This window comes from Achromobacter sp. 18P8.1.1 (assembly GCF_057799415.1).
In genome coordinates this window covers 96,824-116,255 of record NZ_JBYOKH010000012.1, presented here as the reverse complement: position 1 = coordinate 116,255, position 19,432 = coordinate 96,824, and the positions used below count along the sequence as shown (strand labels likewise).

15 protein-coding genes are annotated in these 19,432 nt (G+C 65.7%); 10 read left to right on the top strand and 5 right to left on the bottom strand.

Annotation, left to right across the window (positions count from 1 at the left end):
- Window positions 1–175: 175 nt before the first annotated feature.
- Complete coding sequence (locus tag AC27VE_RS10595) at window positions 176–1,486, top strand: MFS transporter (protein WP_006225273.1); 1,311 nt, start codon at window positions 176–178, stop codon at window positions 1,484–1,486.
- 63 nt (window positions 1,487–1,549) lie between these two features.
- Here the strand turns inward: AC27VE_RS10595 and recJ are convergent, their stop codons facing one another.
- Both recJ and AC27VE_RS10585 read right to left on the bottom strand, forming a co-directional pair.
- Window positions 1,550–3,250 carry a single-stranded-DNA-specific exonuclease RecJ gene (recJ, locus tag AC27VE_RS10590; RefSeq protein ID WP_088590131.1) on the bottom strand — a complete coding sequence of 567 codons (1,701 nt, stop codon included), beginning with the start codon at window positions 3,248–3,250 and terminating at the stop codon, window positions 1,550–1,552.
- Window positions 3,232–4,176: a hypothetical protein gene (locus AC27VE_RS10585; protein ID WP_488703807.1), complete on the bottom strand. Its 945-nt coding sequence runs from the start codon at window positions 4,174–4,176 to the stop codon at window positions 3,232–3,234. Before AC27VE_RS10585 ends, recJ begins: the two co-directional genes overlap by 19 nt.
- A gap of 178 nt (window positions 4,177–4,354) precedes the next feature.
- Here AC27VE_RS10585 and AC27VE_RS10580 point away from each other — a divergent pair, with 178 nt between their 5' ends.
- The 4 genes from AC27VE_RS10580 (at window position 4,355) to AC27VE_RS10565 (ending at window position 9,607) form a co-directional block, all read left to right on the top strand.
- Window positions 4,355–5,587: a lipoprotein-releasing ABC transporter permease subunit gene (locus tag AC27VE_RS10580; RefSeq protein WP_006225270.1), complete on the top strand. Its 1,233-nt coding sequence runs from the start codon at window positions 4,355–4,357 to the stop codon at window positions 5,585–5,587.
- On the top strand, window positions 5,580–6,284 hold the full coding sequence (locus tag AC27VE_RS10575) for an ABC transporter ATP-binding protein (protein ID WP_006225269.1): 705 nt from the start codon (window positions 5,580–5,582) through the stop codon (window positions 6,282–6,284). Before AC27VE_RS10580 ends, AC27VE_RS10575 begins: the two co-directional genes overlap by 8 nt.
- Window positions 6,285–6,324: 40 nt before the next feature.
- A complete protein-coding gene (locus AC27VE_RS10570; protein ID WP_427956871.1) occupies window positions 6,325–7,143 on the top strand; it encodes a TatD family hydrolase in 819 nt (272 codons plus the stop codon).
- Window positions 7,144–7,354: 211 nt separating this feature from the next.
- The gene (locus AC27VE_RS10565; protein ID WP_488703806.1) at window positions 7,355–9,607 is read left to right on the top strand and encodes a TonB-dependent receptor domain-containing protein; all 2,253 of its coding nucleotides are present in this window, start codon (window positions 7,355–7,357) and stop codon (window positions 9,605–9,607) included.
- Between the two features lie 70 nt (window positions 9,608–9,677).
- Here the strand turns inward: AC27VE_RS10565 and AC27VE_RS10560 are convergent, their stop codons facing one another.
- Window positions 9,678–11,072, bottom strand: a complete 1,395-nt coding sequence (locus tag AC27VE_RS10560; RefSeq protein WP_488703805.1) for a sensor histidine kinase — start codon at window positions 11,070–11,072, stop codon at window positions 9,678–9,680.
- Window positions 11,072–11,785 (bottom strand): response regulator transcription factor, encoded by a 714-nt coding sequence (locus AC27VE_RS10555; protein ID WP_280028250.1) that lies wholly within the window; start codon window positions 11,783–11,785, stop codon window positions 11,072–11,074. The genes AC27VE_RS10560 and AC27VE_RS10555 overlap by 1 nt, the downstream gene beginning before the upstream one ends.
- A 212-nt stretch (window positions 11,786–11,997) precedes the next feature.
- Here AC27VE_RS10555 and AC27VE_RS10550 point away from each other — a divergent pair, with 212 nt between their 5' ends.
- Genes AC27VE_RS10550 through AC27VE_RS10530 form a run of 5 tightly spaced genes read left to right on the top strand, consistent with a single transcriptional unit; the run spans window position 11,998 to window position 17,784 of the window.
- Window positions 11,998–14,019 carry a ligand-gated channel protein gene (locus tag AC27VE_RS10550; RefSeq protein ID WP_488703804.1) on the top strand — a complete coding sequence of 674 codons (2,022 nt, stop codon included), beginning with the start codon at window positions 11,998–12,000 and terminating at the stop codon, window positions 14,017–14,019.
- Window positions 14,020–14,069: 50 nt separating this feature from the next.
- The gene (locus tag AC27VE_RS10545; RefSeq protein WP_488703803.1) at window positions 14,070–15,020 is read left to right on the top strand and encodes a siderophore ABC transporter substrate-binding protein; all 951 of its coding nucleotides are present in this window, start codon (window positions 14,070–14,072) and stop codon (window positions 15,018–15,020) included.
- Between the two features lie 49 nt (window positions 15,021–15,069).
- Window positions 15,070–16,044, top strand: coding sequence for an ABC transporter permease (locus AC27VE_RS10540; protein WP_390882141.1), 975 nt, complete (start codon window positions 15,070–15,072; stop codon window positions 16,042–16,044).
- 58 nt (window positions 16,045–16,102) lie between these two features.
- Window positions 16,103–17,029, top strand: coding sequence for an iron chelate uptake ABC transporter family permease subunit (locus AC27VE_RS10535; protein WP_488703821.1), 927 nt, complete (start codon window positions 16,103–16,105; stop codon window positions 17,027–17,029).
- Window positions 17,026–17,784, top strand: coding sequence for an iron ABC transporter ATP-binding protein (locus tag AC27VE_RS10530; RefSeq protein WP_488703802.1), 759 nt, complete (start codon window positions 17,026–17,028; stop codon window positions 17,782–17,784). The genes AC27VE_RS10535 and AC27VE_RS10530 overlap by 4 nt, the downstream gene beginning before the upstream one ends.
- Before the next feature lie 41 nt (window positions 17,785–17,825).
- On the opposite strand, the gene AC27VE_RS10525 is transcribed toward AC27VE_RS10530, so the two are convergent.
- Window positions 17,826–19,046, bottom strand: a complete 1,221-nt coding sequence (locus AC27VE_RS10525) for an MFS transporter (RefSeq protein WP_006225259.1) — start codon at window positions 19,044–19,046, stop codon at window positions 17,826–17,828.
- Between the last annotated feature and the right edge of the window lie 386 nt (window positions 19,047–19,432).

The following is a 19,432-nucleotide window of genomic DNA, read 5'->3' as shown; positions in this document are numbered from 1 at the left end:
AGAAGGGGGACGGATCCGGCTCTAGGGGTTTGCGTGAGTCAGGCCAAGTTGTTCAGTTTCTTGTCACCTTGTGCGCTCTAGGCTTGTTCCAGCGGCCGTTGCGTCCCCGTTCGGGATGCCGGACCGCCGTACCGGCAATCCGCCGGACGATCCCGCCAGAGGACAGGAGACATAGATGGAAAACACGATGACCCCCGGGGTCACGCCGGCGATCCCGGCGAGTGAGGAGGACCGCATCTACCGCAAGGTGGGATGGCGGTTGGTGCCGCTATTGGTGGTTTGCTACGTCGTGGCCTACCTGGACCGCGTGAACGTGGGCTTCGCCAAACTGCAGATGCTGCAGGAGCTTCAATTCAGCGAAACGGTCTATGGGCTGGGCGCGGGCATTTTCTTCATCGGCTACTTCATCTTCGAGATTCCCAGCAACATCATCCTGCACAAGGTGGGCGCGCGGGTCTGGATTGCGCGGATCATGATCACCTGGGGGATCATCTCCGCCTGCATGATGTTCGTGACCAGCGTCCACATGTTCTATGCGTTGCGCTTCCTGCTGGGCGCGGCCGAGGCCGGCTTCTTCCCCGGCATCATCCTTTACCTGACCTACTGGTATCCGGCGGCGCGACGCGGTCGCATCACGACGTTCTTCATGACCGCCGTGCCCATGTCGGGCCTGATCGGCGGCCCGATCTCGGGCTGGATCATGTCCACGTTCCATGGCGACCACGGCCTGTCGGGCTGGCAGTGGCTGTTCCTGTTGGAAGGCATCCCGTCGGTGGTGATCGGCGTGCTGGTGCTGATCTATCTGGATGACCGCATCAACAAGGCCAAGTGGCTGACGGCGTCCGAAAAGGCCGTGCTGATCCGCAACATCGCAGCGGAAGAGCAGCAGAAGGAAGATCCGCCGATCCGCGCCGCGCTGACCCGTCCGCGCGTCTGGGCCATGGCGCTGATCTACTTTTCGTTCGTGATGGGCCTGTATGGCGTGGGCTTCTGGATGCCGAGCCTGATCAAGAGCACGGGGGTGCAAAGCCCGCTGGCGATCGGCCTCTTGACCGCGATCCCCAACCTGTTCGCCGTGATCGGCATGATCCTGATTTCACGCAATTCCGACCGCCTTCGCGAGCGCCGCTGGCACGTGGCGCTGCCGGCGCTGTTCGGCGCGCTGGGCCTGTTCTTCTCGGCCGTCTGGAGCGGCAACACGGTGTTGGCGATTCTGGCGCTGACGGTGGCCAACATCGGCATCTGCACGGTGCTGCCGTTGTTCTGGAGCCTGCCGACCGCCTTGCTGGGCGGCACGGCGGCCGCTGCCGGCATCGCGCTGATCAACTCAGTGGGCAACCTGGCGGGCTTCGTCAGCCCGTATCTGGTGGGCTGGTTAAAGGACATGACCGGCACGACCAATACCGGGTTGTACATGCTGTCGGGCTGCCTGGTAGTGGGCGCGCTGGTGGCGCTGGCGCAACCGGCCAAGCTGGTCAATAAATAAAAGGATCCGCCCTGGGGGCGGTACAGACGGCGGGGTGCTTGAAAGAGCCCCCGCCGTTTTGCGTCATGCCGCGTGTTCGATGACCAGCTGCACCGACACCATGCCGTTCCAGACGTTCTGCTCCAGGCGATAGGCGGCCTGGATGTGCTCGGGCAGCGACTGGTCGTGGCCGAACCAGATGGCGTCAAAGCGCTGATGGCCGCGTTCCAACGACAGCTTCAGATGCTTTTCGCCCACCAGGCGCTGGTTGCGCACGGTGAATTCGTCGAGGAACAGGGGGGCGGCAAAACCGGCGCCCCAGACTTGCTGCTGCAGCATGCCCGCGACATCGGCGTTGGCGTAGCCGGATTCCAGCGATCCGTCGGTTTCGATGACGGGCTCGAAGGTGTCGCGTCCGGTCAGTTCCCGCACGGCGGCGTCGAACGCGGGGGCGAAGGCCGGGAAGTCTTCGCGGCCCAGGGTCAGGCCCGCCGCCATCGCATGGCCGCCGAACTTGCGGATCAGGTTGGGATGGCGCTTGGACACGAGGTCCAGCGCGTCGCGCAGGTGCACGTCGGGAATCGAACGGCCAGAGCCGCGGATTTCGTCGTCGCCCGCCGGCGCGAAGGCCAGCGTGGGACGCCAGAATTTCTCTTTCAGGCGGGAGGCGACCAGGCCCACCACGCCCTGGTGCCAGCCCGGGTCAAACACGCAGACGGTAGCGCCCGAGGCGGCATTGGGTTCTTCCATGGCAGCCAGCGCTTGCTCGCGCATTTCGGCTTCGATGGTGCGGCGTTCGCGGTTGATGTTGTCGAGCTCGCGCGCCATTTCCAGCGCCTGGGCTTCGTCATCCGTGGTCAGGCAGGCGATGCCCAGGCTCATGTCGGCCAGGCGCCCCGCGGCGTTGATGCGGGGGCCCAGCGCGAAGCCCAGGTCAAAGCCGTTGGCGCTGCGCGGTTCGCGGCCGGCAACGGCGAAGAGCGCGCGCAGGCCCGGTTGCAGCCGGCCGCTGCGCATGCGCTGCAGGCCTTGCGTGACCAGCAGGCGGTTGTTGGCGTCCAGCTTGACCACGTCGGCCACGGTGCCCAAGGCGACCAGGTCGGACAACGTGTCCAGGCGCGGGCCGCCGTCGGCCGCATAGACGCCGCGGCGGCGCAGCTCGGCGCGCAGCGCCAGCATCATGTAGAAGATGACGCCCACGCCGGCCAGGTTCTTGGACGGAAAGCCGCAACCCGGCTGGTTGGGGTTCACGATGGCCAGCGCGTCGGGCAGGGTGTCGCCCGGCAAGTGGTGGTCGGTGATGACCACGCCGATGCCGGCCGCGTTGGCGGCGGCCACGCCGTCCACGCTGGCGATGCCGTTATCCACCGTGATGATGATGTCGGGCTTTCCGCTGCGGTGCCGGACGGCCAGGTCGACCACGGCGGGCGACAGGCCATAGCCGGTTTCGAAGCGGTTGGGCACCAGGAAGTCGACGTCTGCGCCCATGGCGGACAGGGCGCGCAGCCCGACGGCGCAAGCGGTGGCGCCGTCGCAGTCATAGTCGGCCACGATCAGCATTTTCTTGCCGGCCTGCAGGGCGTCGGCCAGCACGCCGGCGGCATGCGCCGAGTGCGTCAAGCCGGCGGGCGGCAGCAGCGACGGCCAGGCCAGCTTGGTCTGGTCGGGGTGCGTGACGCCACGGGCGGCCCACAGGCGGGCGAGCAGGGGGTGGATGCCCGAGGCTTCCAGGACGTGACAGGCGTCCAGGTCGGCCGGACGGATGGTTAAGCGGGGTGTGACCACCAGGCGCTCCAGTTTTTCTTGGGCGCGGGCAGCAAGCCAAGCAGGCCCCCGCGCGGTTTCAGGGTAAGGGCGACCTGGCGGTCGTCGCCCAGCAGCAGCAATTCAGTGGCCGTGTCGGGCACGCCTTTCTTGCCGGCCAGCGGCCGCAGGTGCTGGGCATCCAGTTCAGCAAGCGCGTCCAGCCAGGCGGACCAGTCGCCCGTGCGTTGCGGCGCGTCCAGCCCGGTCAGCACGCGTTCGGGGCCCGCTGGCGCGATGGGCCAGGGCGTGCCGCCGCCATACAGCCACAAGGCGTTGACGGGCGCCAGGCCGCGGGCGGCGCGCGCGTCGTTGACGGGGTGCTCGTGCCACGCCATCTGTATTTCATTCAGCAGCCGTCGCCAGGGACGCGTTTCCGTGTCCTGGCGCCACCACTCGTTCAAGCGCTGGCCGGCCACCACCTGCGGCGAGGCGGTCTGCGGGCGCAGGCCGTCGGGCAGCCGCAGGCGCCAGCGTTGGGGCGATAGCGCATCCACCGCAAAACCGGTGCCTTCGAACAGCGGACGCGCCGTGTCCAGCAGGGCGGCGGTTTCTTCGGGCAGCAAGTCCATCTGGCCCGGATCCAGCAGGTTGGCCTGGTCGGCGCCCAGCGCCAGGTGGACCAGTTCGGCCAGCCAGACGGCGTCGCCGGCAGGGGCCCGGCCGGCGGCCAGCAGCGGCCCCAGGCCGGCGCCTTGCAGCAGGCCGGGTTCGGGCGTGTAGCCCGCACGGGTCAATTGCCAGGATTCGAAGGCCGTGCAACCGTGGGCACGCACGTCGAAGGCGGCGGGCCGGGCGGCGCCGGCCAGCAGCCAACTGTGCAGCGTGGGGGCGCGTTCGGGCAGAAGCTTGGCCAGTTCGGCGGCAACGGGAAGGGCGGGCAGGGCGCCCGGAATGACGATCAGCATGGCGGGGATTGTAGTCCGCGCGGGGCCGGGGAACTAAGCGGCGCCGGCAACTGCCATAGCTTGACACGCCTGGTCGTGGAACCGCACATCCGCGGCGCGATTCCCAGGCTGTTAATGCCATAATGCGCACGTGCTGAAAATACCCTACGAACTCTGGATAGGCGCCCGCTATGCCGGGTTGGCCCGAATCCGCCAGCGACGCGGGCGCCGCGATCGCTTCATCTCTTTCATCGCCGCCAGCTCCATGGCGGGCATCGCGCTGGGCGTCGCCGCCCTGATCGTGGTGCTGTCCGTGATGAACGGGTTTCAAAAAGAAGTGCGCGACCGCATGCTGTCGGTGCTGCCGCACATCGAACTCTACATTCCTGGCGGCTTGCCGGAGCGCGTGCTGGACCAATGGCAGCAGTTTGCCGACGCGGCCAAGCAGAACCCCGAGGTCAAGGCCGGCGCGCCCTTCGTGGCCGCGCAGGGCATGCTGGTGCGAGGCCAGGCGTTGCGAGGCGTGCAGGTGCGCGGCATCGACCCGGCCACCGAAGGCAACGTGTCGGACCTGCCGCGCCAGATGGTGTCGGGCAAATTGACCGACCTGAAGCCCGGCGGCTTTGGCGTGGTGCTGGGCAATGAACTGGCTGACGGCCTGGGCGTGAAACTGGGCGATACGCTGCTGATGATGGCGCCGCAAGGTTCGATCAGCCCCGCCGGATTCGCGCCGCGCATGCGCCAGTTCACCGTGGTGGGCGTGTTCTCGTCCGGCCACTATGAATACGATTCCTCGCTGGCGTTCGTCGACAACGAAGACGCCGCGCGCGTGTTCCGCGAAAGCGGCACGGCCGGCGTGCGCCTGCGCATCGCCGACATGCAGAAGGCGCCCGAAGTGGCCAGCGAACTGAAGAAAGTGCTGCCGCCTTATGTAATGGCCAGCGACTGGTCGCGCAACAACCGCACCTGGTTTGCAGCCGTGCAGACCGAAAAGCGCATGATGTTCCTGATCCTGGCGCTGATCGTGGCGGTGGCGGCGTTCAACCTGCTGTCGTCGCTGGTAATGGCCGTGAAAGACAAGCAGTCCGACATCGCCATCCTGCGCACCTTGGGCGCGGGGCCGGGCGAAGTGGCCCGCATCTTCCTGGTGCAGGGTGCGCTGATCGGCGTGATCGGCACCTTGCTGGGCGTGGCGGGCGGCATTGTCATCGCGTACAACGTGGACGTGATCGTGCCCTTCATCGAACGGTTGCTGGGCGTGCATTTCCTGCCGCGCGAAGTCTATTTCATCAGCGCCTTGCCGTCCGATCCGCAAATCGGCGATATCGTCACGATCGGCATGACCTCCCTGGTGCTGTCGCTGCTGGCGACGCTGTATCCCAGCTGGCGCGCGTCGCGCCTGCAACCCGCACAGGTGCTGCGCCATGATTGATGCTCCGAATCGTGCGTCGTTGACGCCTGCCCTGCAGGCCGAGAACATCGTCAAGGTCTACGACGAAGGCCCTGCGCGCATCGAAGTGCTCAGCAACGTCAGCCTATCTGTCGCGCGTGGCGAGATGGTCGCCATCGTTGGCGCATCCGGCTCGGGCAAGAGCACCTTGCTGCATATCCTGGGCCTGTTGGACGTGCCGACCAGCGGTTCGGTGTCCGTCGACGGCAAGCTGGCGATGGGCTTGTCCGAAGCCAAAAAGAGTGCCGTGCGCAACAGCAGCCTGGGTTTCGTGTACCAGTTCCACCATCTGCTGCCCGAGTTCTCGGCGCTGGACAATGTGGCGATGCCGCTGATCGTCCGCCGGGAAAACCGTGACAAGGCCCGTGCGGCGGCGCGCGAGGTGCTGGCGCTGGTGGGGCTGGCTGCCCGCGAAGACCACTTCCCGGGGCAACTGTCCGGCGGCGAACGCCAGCGGGTGGCGCTGGCGCGTGCGCTCGTGACGCGGCCGGTGTGCGTGCTGGCCGATGAACCGACGGGCAACCTGGACCGCAACACGGCGCACAAGATGTTCGAATTGCTGACCCGGGTGAACCAGGAATCGGGCACGGCGTTCGCGATCGTGACGCATGACCCGGAACTGGCCGCCCGCGCCGACCGCCAATTGCTGATGGAAAACGGCCGCCTGGTATCGGGATAAGGCAATCCGGGTGGATAATCCTGTCGAGGAGGCCACGCCCATGCTGATCGACACCCACTGCCATCTGGACGCCGCCGAGTTCGACGCCGACCGCCAGCAGGTGGCCGACCATGCTTGCGAGGCCGGCGTCCAGTCCATTGTGATTCCGGCCATCGAACGCGCCAATTTCCCCATCGTGCGGGATCTGGCCGGCCAGATCGCCGGAGGCGCTTACGCGCTGGGCATCCATCCCTTGTACGTGCAGCGCGCCGACGATTCCGACCTGGATGTGCTGCGCGACACCATCAAGCAGTCGTTGGGGGATCCGCGATTCGTCGCCATCGGCGAGATCGGCCTGGATTTCTTCGTGCCCGAGATCTCGTCGGGTGAACCACGCGAACGCCAGGAACGCTTCTATGCCGCGCAACTGGCCATGGCGGCGGAGTTCCACCTGCCGGTGCTGCTGCATGTGCGCCGGTCGCAAGACATCCTCTTGAAATACCTGCGCCGGCATGGCCGCATCGGGGGGATCGCGCACGCCTTCAACGGCAGCGCGCAGCAGGCGCAAGCGTTCATCGACCAGGGCTTTGCCTTGGGGATGGGCGGGGCCATGACCTATGAACGCGCCTTGCAGATCCGCCGCCACGCGGTAGAGGTGGATCTGGCCCATCTGGTGCTGGAAACCGACGCGCCGGACATACCGCCGGCCTGGCTGCACCCCCCTCAGCGGCGCAACCGGCCGGGCGAGCTGGCCCGCATCGCCGGCGTATTGGCAGACCTGCGCGGTATCACGGCCGCCCAGGTGGCTCATGCCACCACCGCCAATGCCATGCGCGTTCTGCCGCGGTTGCCGGCCGCCATCCTGGCCGACGCCGACTGACTTCCGTCCCCCGATGTACGCAGCGCGATAACAGCAGTTGTCGTGCGGATGCGTCATTTTTCTAAGAATTTTCTGGAAACTTGCTAAAAGCTGAATAAAACCTGACAAAAAGTTGAATCGAATATTGGGAATGAATATCATTGCCGTTCACTGAAAATTCCAATCAGCGCAATGCGCGCCGCCCTACCGGGGTGGTCTCAATTGATTCCCTATGTCGACTCAGAAATGCATCAAGGGCTCCGGGGGAGCTCGTCCCGCCCATTTCCCGTCTTTCCGCTTGTTGCCGCTGGCCTTGGCGATCGCCGCAGCGGGCAGCGCCCAGGCGCAATCCGCGGCCGGCGCGAACGAAGACACCATGGGCGTCGCCCAGATGGATACCGTTGTGGTGACCGCCGCGGGCTTCGAGCAGGAAATCAAGAACGCGCCGGCGTCCATTTCCGTGATCACCCGCGAACAACTGGAGACCAAGCCGTTCCATAACCTGGCCGATGCGGTGGCCGACGTGGAAGGCGTGACGGTGGAGCGGGGCGGTAAAGCGGGCGGCATGAACATCAGCATCCGCGGGCTGCCCAGCGATTACACGCTGGTGCTGGTGGATGGCAAACGCCTGAACCAGAACAGCTCGGGCGCACGCCCCAACGGCTTTGGCGATGTGGACACCAACTTCATTCCTCCGATGGCGGCCATCGAGCGGATCGAAGTCGTGCGCGGGCCCATGTCGACCCTGTACGGGTCGGATGCAATGGGCGGCGTGATCAACATCATCACTCGCAAGGTCAGCCAGGATTGGATGGGCCAGATCACGCTGGACGGCACGGCGCAGGGGGACAACGCCTTCGGCAACAACTACGGCGCGGCGTTCTACCTGAGCGGCCCGATCAAGACCGACAAGCTGGGCCTGACCTTGCGTGGCGGCCAGTACCGCCGCCTGAGCGCGAACGGCAGCTATCCGGTCAATCAGGCCGAGTTCAACAGCGGCAACTACACCGGCGACATCGCCAGCTTCTCCGGCCTGGGCGACAGCAAGCAGCAGAACGTGGGCTTGCGCCTGGCGCTGACCCCCAACCGTAACCACGACATCCTGTTCGACGTGGATAGCAACTGGCAAACGTACGACAACGCCAACGGTGAACTGGGCACGCTGAATACGAGCATCGCGCCCAACCGCCAGGGCGGCGGCTACGATCCCGAAATGAAGTTCAACCGCCAGCGCTATGCGCTGACGCATTTGGGCCGCTACAGCGGTTCCATCAGTTCCGACACCAGCCTGGTCTACGACACGACCGAAACCATCGGCCGCACCAACCCCATGAACTCGCCGCGCCGGCCCTCCGACGGCGCCAAACGTGACCTGGAATACGACAACTGGGTGTTCGACACAAAGTGGACGATGCCGCTGTTCAACGACCGGCACAACTTGACGATGGGCGGGCAATGGCGCGAGCAGCAGTTCAAGGACACGCTGGTCTCTGCGCCGCTGGATCAGCGCCAGTACCAGTGGGCGCTGTTCGCGGAGGACGAATGGCGCATCGTGGATGACCTGGCGCTGACGGCCGGCGCACGTTACGACCGCAACGAGCAGTTCGGCGGCAAGTGGAGCCCACGCGGCTATCTGGTGTGGAACGCCACGCCGATGTGGACCGTCAAGGGCGGCGTGAGCAAGGGCTACAAGACGCCGGACATCAACCTGATGACGGACGGGATCATCGGTCTGGGCGCGCAGGGCACCATGCCGCTGCTGGGCAATTCGCAACTGAAGCCGGAGAGCAGCACCTCGTCCGAATTGGGTCTGCTGTTTGACAACGGCGAGGGCCTGTCGGGCAACCTGACCGCCTTCCACACCAAGTTCAAGGACAAGATCGACTCGCAGAACGTCCCCAACTGCCTGGCCACGGGCGGGCCGGCGCCGGGGTGCCTGGATCTGGGCGTCTGGGAGCGCAACGGTGTTCCCGTGGACAATTTCTCGCAGCGCGTGAACATCGACACCGCCACCATCCAGGGCTTTGAACTGGGGGGCCGCATTCCGCTGTATGGCGGCGTATCGTTCAACGGCAACTACACCTTGACCGCCAGTGAAGTGACCTCGGGCGCGAAGGAAGGCCAGCCCCTGGGTTCGCAGCCGCGCCATGCGCTGAACCTGGGCCTGAACTGGCGCATCAACGACCAGTTCAATGCGTGGGTCCGTGGCGAATACCGCGCCAAGCAGTTCAACGACATGAACTGGGAGAAGGAACAGGTGTTCTACAACCCGTACTGGCTCGCCAGCATGGGCGGTTCCTACGTGGTCAACAAGAACGTGACCCTGTCGGCTTCGGTCTTCAACCTGTTCGACAAGAACTTCGTGAACTATGGCGCGACGAAGGTCGGCGCCAACGTGCCGGCGGTCAACGCGAACTGGACCAATTCGTACCGCCAGGTGCTGGAAGGCCGTCGCCTGTGGGTGTCGGCGAACATCACGTTCTGATCCGCCTAATGCCTGGCTTTGGCCGGGCATTCTCCGGAGGGCCCCGCCGGTGTGCGGGGCCTTTTTTCGTTCAGTCTGTGAGTAGCGGCAGTTCCATGCGGACGCTCAGGCCTTGCGGAGAGACATTGCGCGCCGATATCCGGCCCTTGTGCGCGGCGATCGCGGCTTGCGCGATGGACAGGCCCAGGCCGGCGCCGGAACCTGGCGCCTTCGATCCGGATGCGGTGCGGAAGAACGGCTCGAACAGGGATTCCAGGTCCGCTGCGGGCACGCCCGGCCCGCGGTCTTCGATTTCCAGGCAGGCTTCGCGCACACCGATCGAGAGCCGGACCCGAATCGCGCTGTGCGCGGGGGCGAAGCGCAGGGCATTACGCAGCACGTTCTCGATGGCGCTGGCCAAGCTATCGCGATCGCCCATCACCGCTACCGGGGGCGGCCTTTCCCAGAGGATGCGCACTTGCTGTTCGCCAGCCTCGTAGCGGGCATCGTCCACGACCGCGGTCACGACGTCGGTCAGGTCGAGCGTATCGCTGGGCTCGGGCTGGGCGCCCAGGCGGGCCAGGCGCAGCGTGCTGCCCACCAGGGCGTCCAGGCGTTCGCATTCGCGTTCGATGCGGTCCAGCTGCACGTCCTGGCGTTCATCCTTGCGGCGCGCCAGTTCGGCCGCCAGCCGCAGCCTTGCCAGCGGCGAGCGCAATTCGTGCGCGATGTTGTGCAGCAGCTGTTCGCGGGTGTCGACAAGCGCCTTGATCCGGTCCGCCATGGCGTTGAAATCGCGCGCCAACAGGCCGAGCTCGTCCTTGCGGCCAGCCAGCTTGGGCGGCGTCTGGGCATCCAGGCGGCCGGCGGCCAGCGCGTGCGTGGCCTGGCGCAACTGCGTCAGGGGCGCGGTGACGTGGCGGGTCAGTGCCCAGCACAAAGGGGCGGTTACCGCAAGCGCGAAGAGCAGCAGCGCCAGCGCCACGGGCGAGAGCCCCAGCACTTCCCAATGCGACGAGTCAAAGGGCAGGAACAGCATCAGCAATTGGGATCCGTCGGGCAGCGGCAGAAGCTGCGGCTGCCACCAGGAAACGCGTTCTCCGACCGGGTCAGGCTGCAGGTAGTCCGCTTGCGGGGACTGGTCGGTCGCCGCCCGGTACGCGGCAAGCCAGTCGTGCATGCGGGTGGGCAGTGTGCGGCCCAGGATCTCGGCGTCCTGGGCGTCCAGCACGTAGATCTTGAGCGCCGAGTAGCGTTGGTCCATGGCTTGGACCCAGCGTTGCAGGCCGTCGACGCCGTGGTTGCGGGCGACTTGCCGGGCGTCGTGGGTCAGGCTGGCCGGGTTCAGGCCGTCAAGCGAATTGATGCGATACCAGGCAACCGTCGCGGTGAACAGCATGCCGCACACCAGGATGATCGTCATGGCGCCCCAAAAGGTCAGGAACGCGCGCCAGAAGAGCGATCGGGTGGGCAGCGGCCACGGCATCAGGCCGCACCCGCCAGCACATAGCCCAGCCCGCGCAGATTGCGGATCGACAGGGAGTCGCCGGACGCGTCCAGGTGCAGCTTCTTGCGCAGGGTGCTGATGTGGGTGTCGATGCTGCGGTCGTAGCGTTCCGGCCGGCGGCCCAGCGCGTACATGCCGATCTGTTCGCGGGCGATGACTTGCCCCGGGGCGCGCATCAGCAATTCCAGGATGCGTTGTTCGGCGCCCGTCAGCAGGATGTCTTCACCATCAAGGCGGACGCGTCCGCTGGCGGGGTCCAGCGTCAAGGCCCCGAGCGTCAGCGTGGGGGTGGTGGCTTCCGGTACTTCCTCGAAGCGCCGCAGCACCGCCGTGATGCGGGCTTTGAGTTCACGCGGGCTGAACGGCTTGGCCAGGTAGTCGTCGGCGCCGAATTCCAGCCCCAGCACGCGGTCGGTCTCGCCGCCGTGGGCGGTGAACATGATGACCGGCCGGCGCGAGCGCCGGCGGTAGTGCTTGAGCAAGTCCAGCCCGTTGCCGTCCGGCAGCATCAGGTCAAGCAGCACCAGGTCGTAGTCGTCTTGCGCCAGCAGGGCAAGGCCGTGGGCGCCGGTATGAGCCAGCGTGAGCAGGCAGTGATTGGGTTCGAGGTATTCGCGCAGCATCTGTGCAAGCTCGACGTCGTCGTCGATCAGCAGGATGCGGTGCGCCACCGCTGAGTGAGAAAAAGGCATCCGTATCAAGTGTCCCGCACCCGGTAGTGTGGCGCATGGCCATGCCGCCGAGTGTCAAGAAGTGCGAAGAAGGTAAAAGTTGTGGAAAGGCGTTTGCCCGGTTCCGACACCCTCAATTCTAATATGAGAATAGTTTTCATTAAGAAATGAGGGCTGGACTCAGCGCCGCACACGGGGTGCGCCGCGGGTTCGGTACGGGAGAAAGCGGAATCATGAGCAGCAAAGATCTGGCCTTGGGCGGCCGCATTCGGGTGTCGCGCACGCGTTTGGCGGCGGCACTTTGCGCGGCGGGACTGGGCATGGCCCCGGCGGCGGTTTGGGCGCAGGCAACCGATTCCGCCAAGACGATGGAAACCGTCGTGGTGACTGCCAGCGGGTTCGAGCAGCAGATCAAGGACGCGCCGGCGTCGATCAGCGTGATCACCCGCGAAGACCTGGACAAGAAGTTCTACCGCGACGTGAACGACGCGCTGCTGGAAGTGCCGGGCGTGATCATCACGGGCGGGGGCGACCGCCAGGACATCAGCCTGCGCGGCATGGGCCCGCAGTACACGCTGATCCTGATCGACGGCAAGCGCCAAAGCTCGCGTGAAACTCGTACCAACTCGGATTCCGCCGGCGTGGAAGGCGGCTGGACGCCGCCGTTGGCCGCCATCGAACGCATCGAAGTCGTGCGCGGCCCGATGTCGTCGCTGTATGGCTCGGATGCGATGGGCGGGGTGATCAACATCATCACCCGCAAGGTGCCCAACGAGTGGGGCGGCGAAATCCGCCTGGACACCACTATCCAGGAAAGCAACAAGTCGGGCGATATCTACCAGGGCAATTTCTATCTGTCCGGCCCCATCAAGACCGACCTGCTGGGCTTGCAGATCTATGGCCAGGCATCGCAGCGCGATGAAGACAACATCGTCAACGGCTTTCGCAAGCGCAATTCGGACAGCGTGACGGCCAAGCTGGCGCTGACGCCGAACCGTGACCACGACATCGTGCTGGAAGGCACGACCATGCGCCAGAAGTACGAGAACACGCTGGGCAAGACGGTCGCGCCGCTGGCGCCGGGTGTCGCATGCGGGCGTACCGGCTGCCCGGCATCGTCGGAAACGGATTACCGCAGCAACAAGTGGGCCTTGTCGCATACCGGCCGTTGGGGCTGGGCGGTGTCGGACAGCTACGTGCAGCAGGAAGAGTTCGACAACCGTTCGCGGCAGATGAAGATCAAGAACCTGAATCTGCAGACCAGCTGGACGCTGCCCCTGGGCTCGCACATGCTGACCCTGGGCGGCACCTACCTCAGCCAGCGTTTGAACGACCAGACCGGCAACCAGTTGGCCGGCGGCCCCAGCAAGATCGACCGTTACCAATGGGCGCTGTTTGCCGAAGACGAATGGCGCTTGACCGACAGCTTTGCCGTCACCGCCGGCCTGCGCATGGACGATGACGAGAACTTCGGCACGCACTTCAGCCCGCGCCTGTACGGCGTGTGGCAGATGGCCGAACGCTGGACGCTCAAGGGCGGCGTGTCCACGGGCTTCCGTGCGCCGGACTTGCGCCAGACGGTGGCAGGCTGGGGCCAGGTCAGCCGCGGCGGCAACATGTACGGCAACCCGGACCTGACGCCCGAGAAGTCGGTGACCGAGGAAATCGGCATCCTGTATGACGACGGCGAAGGCTTCAACGCCGGCCTGACCGTGTTCAACAACGACTTCAAGGACAAGATCACCCGCGTCGGGTGCCCGGCCTCGCAATGCCCCGAAGGCCCGAACCAGTTCGGTGCCGACCCCACGACCTACATGAACGTGGACAAGGCGGTGTCGCGCGGCGTGGAAGCCAACCTGAAGCTGCCGCTGGGCCGCGACTGGTCGTTGACCAGCAGCTACACGTTCACGAAGTCGGAGCAGAAGTCCGGCCAATACCAGGGCCAGCCGCTGAACCAGCTGCCCAAGCACCTGTTCACGACCACCTTGAATTGGCAGGCGTCTGACGCACTGCAAGCGTGGGCTCGGGTGAACTACCGCGGCAAGGAAAGCCAGCCCATCACCAGCGCGTCGTCGTCCTCGTTCATCGCGCCGTCCTACACCTTCGTGGATCTGGGCGGTTCGTATGCGGTGAACAAGACCGTGTCGGTGTATGCCGGCATCTACAACCTGTTCGACAAGCAGGTGACCTATGACGATTACGAGTTCGTGGAAGACGGCCGCCGCTACTGGCTGGGCGTCGGCGTGAAGTTCTGATCTTGAGAGTAGGGGGGCGCTTGCGTCCCCCGCAACACAAAGAGGTGCGTATGACGATGCAAGGAAACACGAGCTGTGCCCGCCGCTGGTTGATGCAGGCAGGCGTCGCGTTGGCGATGGGCGCGGCAACGGGCGTGTGCGCGGCGCAGGCCACGGTGCCCGTCAAGCATGCGCGCGGCGAGACCGCCGTGCCGGCCAATCCGACCAAGACCGTCGTGATGGACATGGCCGTGCTGGACACGATGCACGCGCTGGGAATCGAAGCGATGGGCGTGCCGGCGGTCGCCAAGCTGCCGCCCCAGCTTGCCCAGTACGCAGACCAGCGTTACTTGAAGGTCGGCTCGCTGTTCGAACCGAATTACGAGGTCATCCATGCCGCCCAGCCGCAGGTGATCTTCGTGGCCGGGCGGTCGGCGCCCAAGTACGACGAACTGACCAAGCTGGCCCCCACCGTCGACCTGACGGTCGACCCGAAGGACTTGGTCGGCAGCGTGACGCGCAACACCGAGACGCTGGCGGCCATCTACGGCAAGCAGCCGCAGGCCAAGGAAAAGCTGGACGCGTTGCGCGCGTCGATTTCGGCGCTGCATGGCCAGGCGGCCAACGCCGGCACCGCGCTCATCGTGCTGACGACGGGCGGCAAGATGAGTGCCTACGGTCCGGGTTCGCGCTTTGGCGTAATCCATGATGCATTCGGCGTGAAGCCCGCCGTCGTGGGCTTGAACGTGTCCAATCACGGCCAGGCCATCTCGTTCGAATTCATCGCCCAGACCGATCCCGACTGGCTGTTCGTGATTGATCGCGACGCCGCGATCGGCCGCGAAGGCGTATCGGCCCAGCGCATGCTGGACAACGATCTGGTGCGCCCGACCAAGGCTTGGAAGAACAAGCGCGTGGTGTACCTGAACGGCTTCAACTGGTATCTGCTGGGCAGCGCCGGACTGACTTCCATGCAGCAGAACGTGGACGAGATCGCCGCGGCGCTGGCGCAAGGAAAGTAAGCGGCATGGGTGTTGCGAGCAAGGGTCGCCGGTGAATTGGCGGCGAAAGGTGAGCGGTTGGGGCGGCCTGGCCGCCGTGTTGGTGCTGCTGGTGGTGCTGTGCGCCGCCAGCGTCAGCCTGGGCGCGGGGCAGTTGTCGCTGGCCGCGCTATGGGGCGGAGGCGAAGAGGCCGACCGCGCCTGGCGCTTCCTGATGGTCAGCCGCGTGCCGCGCACCGTGGCCTTGCTGCTGGCCGGCATGTCGCTGGCGGTTGCGGGCCTGATCATGCAAATGCTGGTGCGCAACCGTTTCGTGGAACCGACGACGGCCGGCACCGTCGAGTCCGCGACGCTCGGCATCCTGGTCATTACCCTGCTGGCGCCGGATACGCCGGTGATCGGCAAGATGCTGACCGCCACGGCTTTCGCGCTGGCCGGCACCTTGCTGTTCTTGGCGCTGTTGCGCCGGGTGCCGCTGCGCACGCCCTTCATCGTGCCGCTGATCGGCCTGATCCTGGGCGGCGTGATCCACGCGGTCACTACCTTTGTGGCGTTCCGGTTCGACCTGCTGCAATCGCTGCACGCCTGGACGACAGGCGATTTCTCGGGCGTGCTGCGTGGCCGCTATGAACTGTTGTGGATCGGCTTTGCGCTGGCGTGCGCGGCGTATGCCGCCGCCGACCGCTACACGGTGGCCGGCATGGGCCGTGAATTCGCCTCGAACCTGGGGCTGAACCACGCACGCCTGACATTCGTCGGCCTCTTGATCGTGTCCGCGATTTCGGCCGTGGTGGTGGTGACGGCGGGCGGCATCCCGTTCCTGGGCCTGATCGTGCCCAACGCCGTCAGTCTAGTGCTGGGAGACAACATGCGCCGCTCCATCCCCTGGGTCGCGGCGCTGGGCGGCGTCTTCGTGCTGGCCTGCGACATCATCGGCCGCCTGGTCATCCACCCGTATGAAATCCCCATCGGCACGGTCGTCGGCGTGCTGGGCAGCATCCTGTTCCTGTGGCTGTTGCGCACGAGGAGGAACCGCCTTGGCTGAGACAGTGCTTGCCGTCACCCGCCAGCCGGTCCGGTGCGCGCCGCAGCCGCTGCGCCTGATGTGGCTGGGCGTGGCCGCCTTGGTGTGCGTCGTGGCATTCATGACCTTGGGCGCCAACGGCCAGTGGTCGTTCGTCATTCCGTTTCGCGGCGGCAAGCTGGCGGCGATGCTGCTGGTGGCGTATGCCGTGGCGGTGTCGTCGGTGCTCTTCCAGACCATTACGCACAACCGCATCCTGACGCCTGCGATCATGGGCTTCGATGCGCTGTACCTGCTGATCCAGGCCGTTGTGGTGTTCGGATTCGGGCAGGCGGCGACGGCTGCGAGCCACCCGGTGGCGGCCTTCCTGCTGGAAGTCGGCGCCATGACCGCGTTTGCCTGCCTGTTGTTCCGGTGGCTGTTCTCGGATGCGGTGCGCAGCCTGCATCTGATGATGCTGGTGGGCATCGTCTTCGGGCTGCTGTTTCGCAGCCTGTCCAATTTCGTGGTGCGGCTGATCGACCCTAACGAATTCCTGGTGTTGCAGGACCGCATGTTCGCCAGTTTCAATTCGGTGCGCGTGTCGCTCTTGCCGATCGCGTTTGCAGCTGTCTGCGTGGCCACGCTGGTGGTCTGGCGCATGCGGCATCGCTACGACGTGCTGGCGCTGGGCCGCGAGATCGCGGTGAACCTGGGCGTGGACTACCGCCGCAGCCTGATGCTGACCCTGGTGGCGATTGCCGTGCTGGTGTCGGTGTCGACGGCGCTGGTGGGTCCCGTGACCTTCTTCGGCCTGCTGGTCAGCAACCTGGCCTACCAGGCGATGGGGTTGGACAAGCATCGGTACACGATCCCCGCCGCCACCTTCCTGAGCGTCATCTTCCTGGTGGGCGGCCAGACGCTGCTGGAGCGCGTGCTGGGCCTGAACACCACGGTCAGCGTGGTGATCGAATTCGTGGGCGGCGTGATGTTCCTCTTCCTGATCCTGCGCAGGGGGCGCCGATGATCGAAATCCAACATTTGAGCAAGCAGTACGGCGACAGCGTGGTTGTCGACGACGTCAACCTGGAACTGCCGGCCAACGGCGTTACCGCCATCATCGGACCCAACGGCGCAGGCAAATCGACCTTGCTGTCGATGATCAGCCGCTTGCTGCCGATGTCGGCCGGGCAGGTGAAGGTGGATGGGCTGGATGTGACCCGCGCCGATAGCCGCGAACTGGCCCGCCGGCTTTCCATCTTGCGCCAGGACAATCACCTGCCGTTGCGCCTGACGGTGAACGACCTGGTCGCGTTTGGCCGCTACCCGCACACCGGGGGGCGGTTGACGCTGGACGACAAGGTGCACATCGACCGCGCCATCGCCTATCTGGACTTGGAGCCCCTGGCCGGCCGCTATCTGGATGAGATGTCCGGGGGGCAACGTCAGCGCGCATTCGTGGCGATGGTGCTATGCCAGGACACGCGCTACGTGTTGCTGGACGAGCCCTTGAACAGCCTGGACATGAAGCATGCGGTGGCCATGATGGGCACCCTGCGCCGCGCGGCCGATGAGCTGGGCAAGACGGTGGTGCTGGTGCTGCACGACATCAACTTTGCGTCCAGCTATGCGGACCGCATCGTGGCGATGCGGCAGGGGCGCATCGCGCATCAGGGCACCCCGGCGGAATTGATTCGCGCCGAGGTATTGAGCCCGCTGTATGAACTGCCGATCGATGTGCACGAAATCGGCGGCAAGCGGATTTGCGTGTATTACCGGTAGGGCCACCGCCGGCCTGAATCGGCCGGCCCCACCGGAAGCCGTCAGCGCGCCGATTCCGTGCTGGCGACGAGGTTGCCCTGGCGCGCCGCACGATGCCGACGTTCCAGCAGGACGGCCCACAACCACAAGGGCATGGCGCCCAGCGCCAGCAGGCTGCCGACCCAGCCGGTCGACGTCCAGCCATAGCCCGCGGCAATCGCCAGCCCACCCAGCAAGGGGCCGAGCGCGTTGGCGGTGTTGAAGGCCGAGTGGTTCAGCGCCGCGGCCAGGCCTTGCGCATCGCCCGCCACGTCCATCAAGCGGGTTTGCAGCACGGTGCCCAACGCGCCGCCCACCCCCACCAGGAACACATTCAGCGTGATCAGCCAGACGTTGTGCGCCATCAGCGGGAACAGCGCCAGCACCACGGCCGACCACAGCAGCAGCAGGCCGGCGGTGCGCATCACCGCGCGGTCGGCAAAGATCGGGACCACCATATTGCCGACTGTCAGGCCCACGCCGAACGCGCTGAGCACGAACGGCACGACCGACGGCGACACCTGCGTGACGGCGCCAAGCGTGTCGGCCAGATACGTGTAGACCGAGAACAAGCCGCCGAAACCAACGGCGCCGATGGCCAGCGTGATCCAGACCTGGCCGCGGCCCAGCGCGCTCAGTTCGCGCAGCGGGCTGGCCTTGTGGTCGGCGGGGGTGTCGGGCGCAAAGATGGCCACGCTGACCATTGTCAGCACGGCCAGCAGCGACACCAGGGCGAAGCTCCAGCGCCAGCCGATCACCTGGCCCAGCCAGTTGGCCAGGGGCACGCCCACGATGGTGGCGACGGTCAACCCGAGAAACACGCGGCCCACGGCCATGGTGCGCCGGTTGGCGGGCACGAGCGAACTGGCCACCAGCGACGCAATGCCGAAGTACGCGCCGTGGGGCAGCCCGCTCAGGAAGCGGAAGAACAGCATCCAGTGGTAGTCAGGCGCGATCGCGCTCAGGCCGTTGCCGATGGCGAACAGCCCCATCAGGGCGATAAGCAGCCGGCGGCGGGGCATTCTGGCGCCCAGCACGGCAAGGATCGGCGCGCCCACCACCACGCCCAGCGCATAGGCGCTGATGACGTGGCCGGCGGTGGGTGCGTCGATGCCGAGCGACTGAGAGAAGTAGGGCAGCAGGCTCATCGTGGCGAACTCGGTGGTTCCGATGGCGAAGCTGCCGACAGCAAGGGCAAGCAGCACCAGTGCGGGCCGGTGCTGCGTAGAAGAGGGGTGGGACATGGATGTACTAGGGGGAGATTTCTGCGGATGTTGCGGCGCAACAGCGTCATTGTAAGCACCGTAAGCTGTCATTTAAATGTCTGCGTGCGCTTTGTTCCTGCTTTGTAAATGACTGGCGCCCATGAGCGGGAAGGCTCAGATGTAAGAAAAATGCCCCGAGCGGTCAGACGAGCAAGGAAATGCGTCGGCTGCGTAACATCGCTACACACCTTGTCGGCTTCGCTGTCGATATCGGGGACACGTTGCTGATACCTTCATCCGCAGACCAATAGCGACACCTATCCGTGCGGCGGTGGCATGCACGAGGCGGTGCCATGACGGATGCTGGAATTCCTATCGAAAAAGAACCGAATACCCTCTTTCTCACCGCTCGCCCTCGCAGCGTC

Bases quoted from the DNA above. Each gene is read 5' to 3' on its own strand.
- AC27VE_RS10525 (WP_006225259.1), bottom strand. From the start codon at position 19,046: ATGTCCCACCCCTCTTCTACGCAGCACCGGCCCGCACTGGTGCTGCTT.
- AC27VE_RS10585 (WP_488703807.1), bottom strand. From the start codon at position 4,176: ATGCTGATCGTCATTCCGGGCGCCCTGCCCGCCCTTCCCGTTGCCGCC.
- AC27VE_RS10530 (WP_488703802.1), top strand. From the start codon at position 17,026: ATGATCGAAATCCAACATTTGAGCAAGCAGTACGGCGACAGCGTGGTT.
- AC27VE_RS10570 (WP_427956871.1), top strand. From the start codon at position 6,325: ATGCTGATCGACACCCACTGCCATCTGGACGCCGCCGAGTTCGACGCC.
- AC27VE_RS10550 (WP_488703804.1), top strand. From the start codon at position 11,998: ATGAGCAGCAAAGATCTGGCCTTGGGCGGCCGCATTCGGGTGTCGCGC.
- AC27VE_RS10555 (WP_280028250.1), bottom strand. From the start codon at position 11,785: ATGCCTTTTTCTCACTCAGCGGTGGCGCACCGCATCCTGCTGATCGAC.
- AC27VE_RS10565 (WP_488703806.1), top strand. From the start codon at position 7,355: ATGTCGACTCAGAAATGCATCAAGGGCTCCGGGGGAGCTCGTCCCGCC.
- AC27VE_RS10595 (WP_006225273.1), top strand. From the start codon at position 176: ATGGAAAACACGATGACCCCCGGGGTCACGCCGGCGATCCCGGCGAGT.
- AC27VE_RS10560 (WP_488703805.1), bottom strand. From the start codon at position 11,072: ATGCCGTGGCCGCTGCCCACCCGATCGCTCTTCTGGCGCGCGTTCCTG.
- AC27VE_RS10535 (WP_488703821.1), top strand. From the start codon at position 16,103: ATGTGGCTGGGCGTGGCCGCCTTGGTGTGCGTCGTGGCATTCATGACC.
- AC27VE_RS10575 (WP_006225269.1), top strand. From the start codon at position 5,580: ATGATTGATGCTCCGAATCGTGCGTCGTTGACGCCTGCCCTGCAGGCC.
- AC27VE_RS10545 (WP_488703803.1), top strand. From the start codon at position 14,070: ATGACGATGCAAGGAAACACGAGCTGTGCCCGCCGCTGGTTGATGCAG.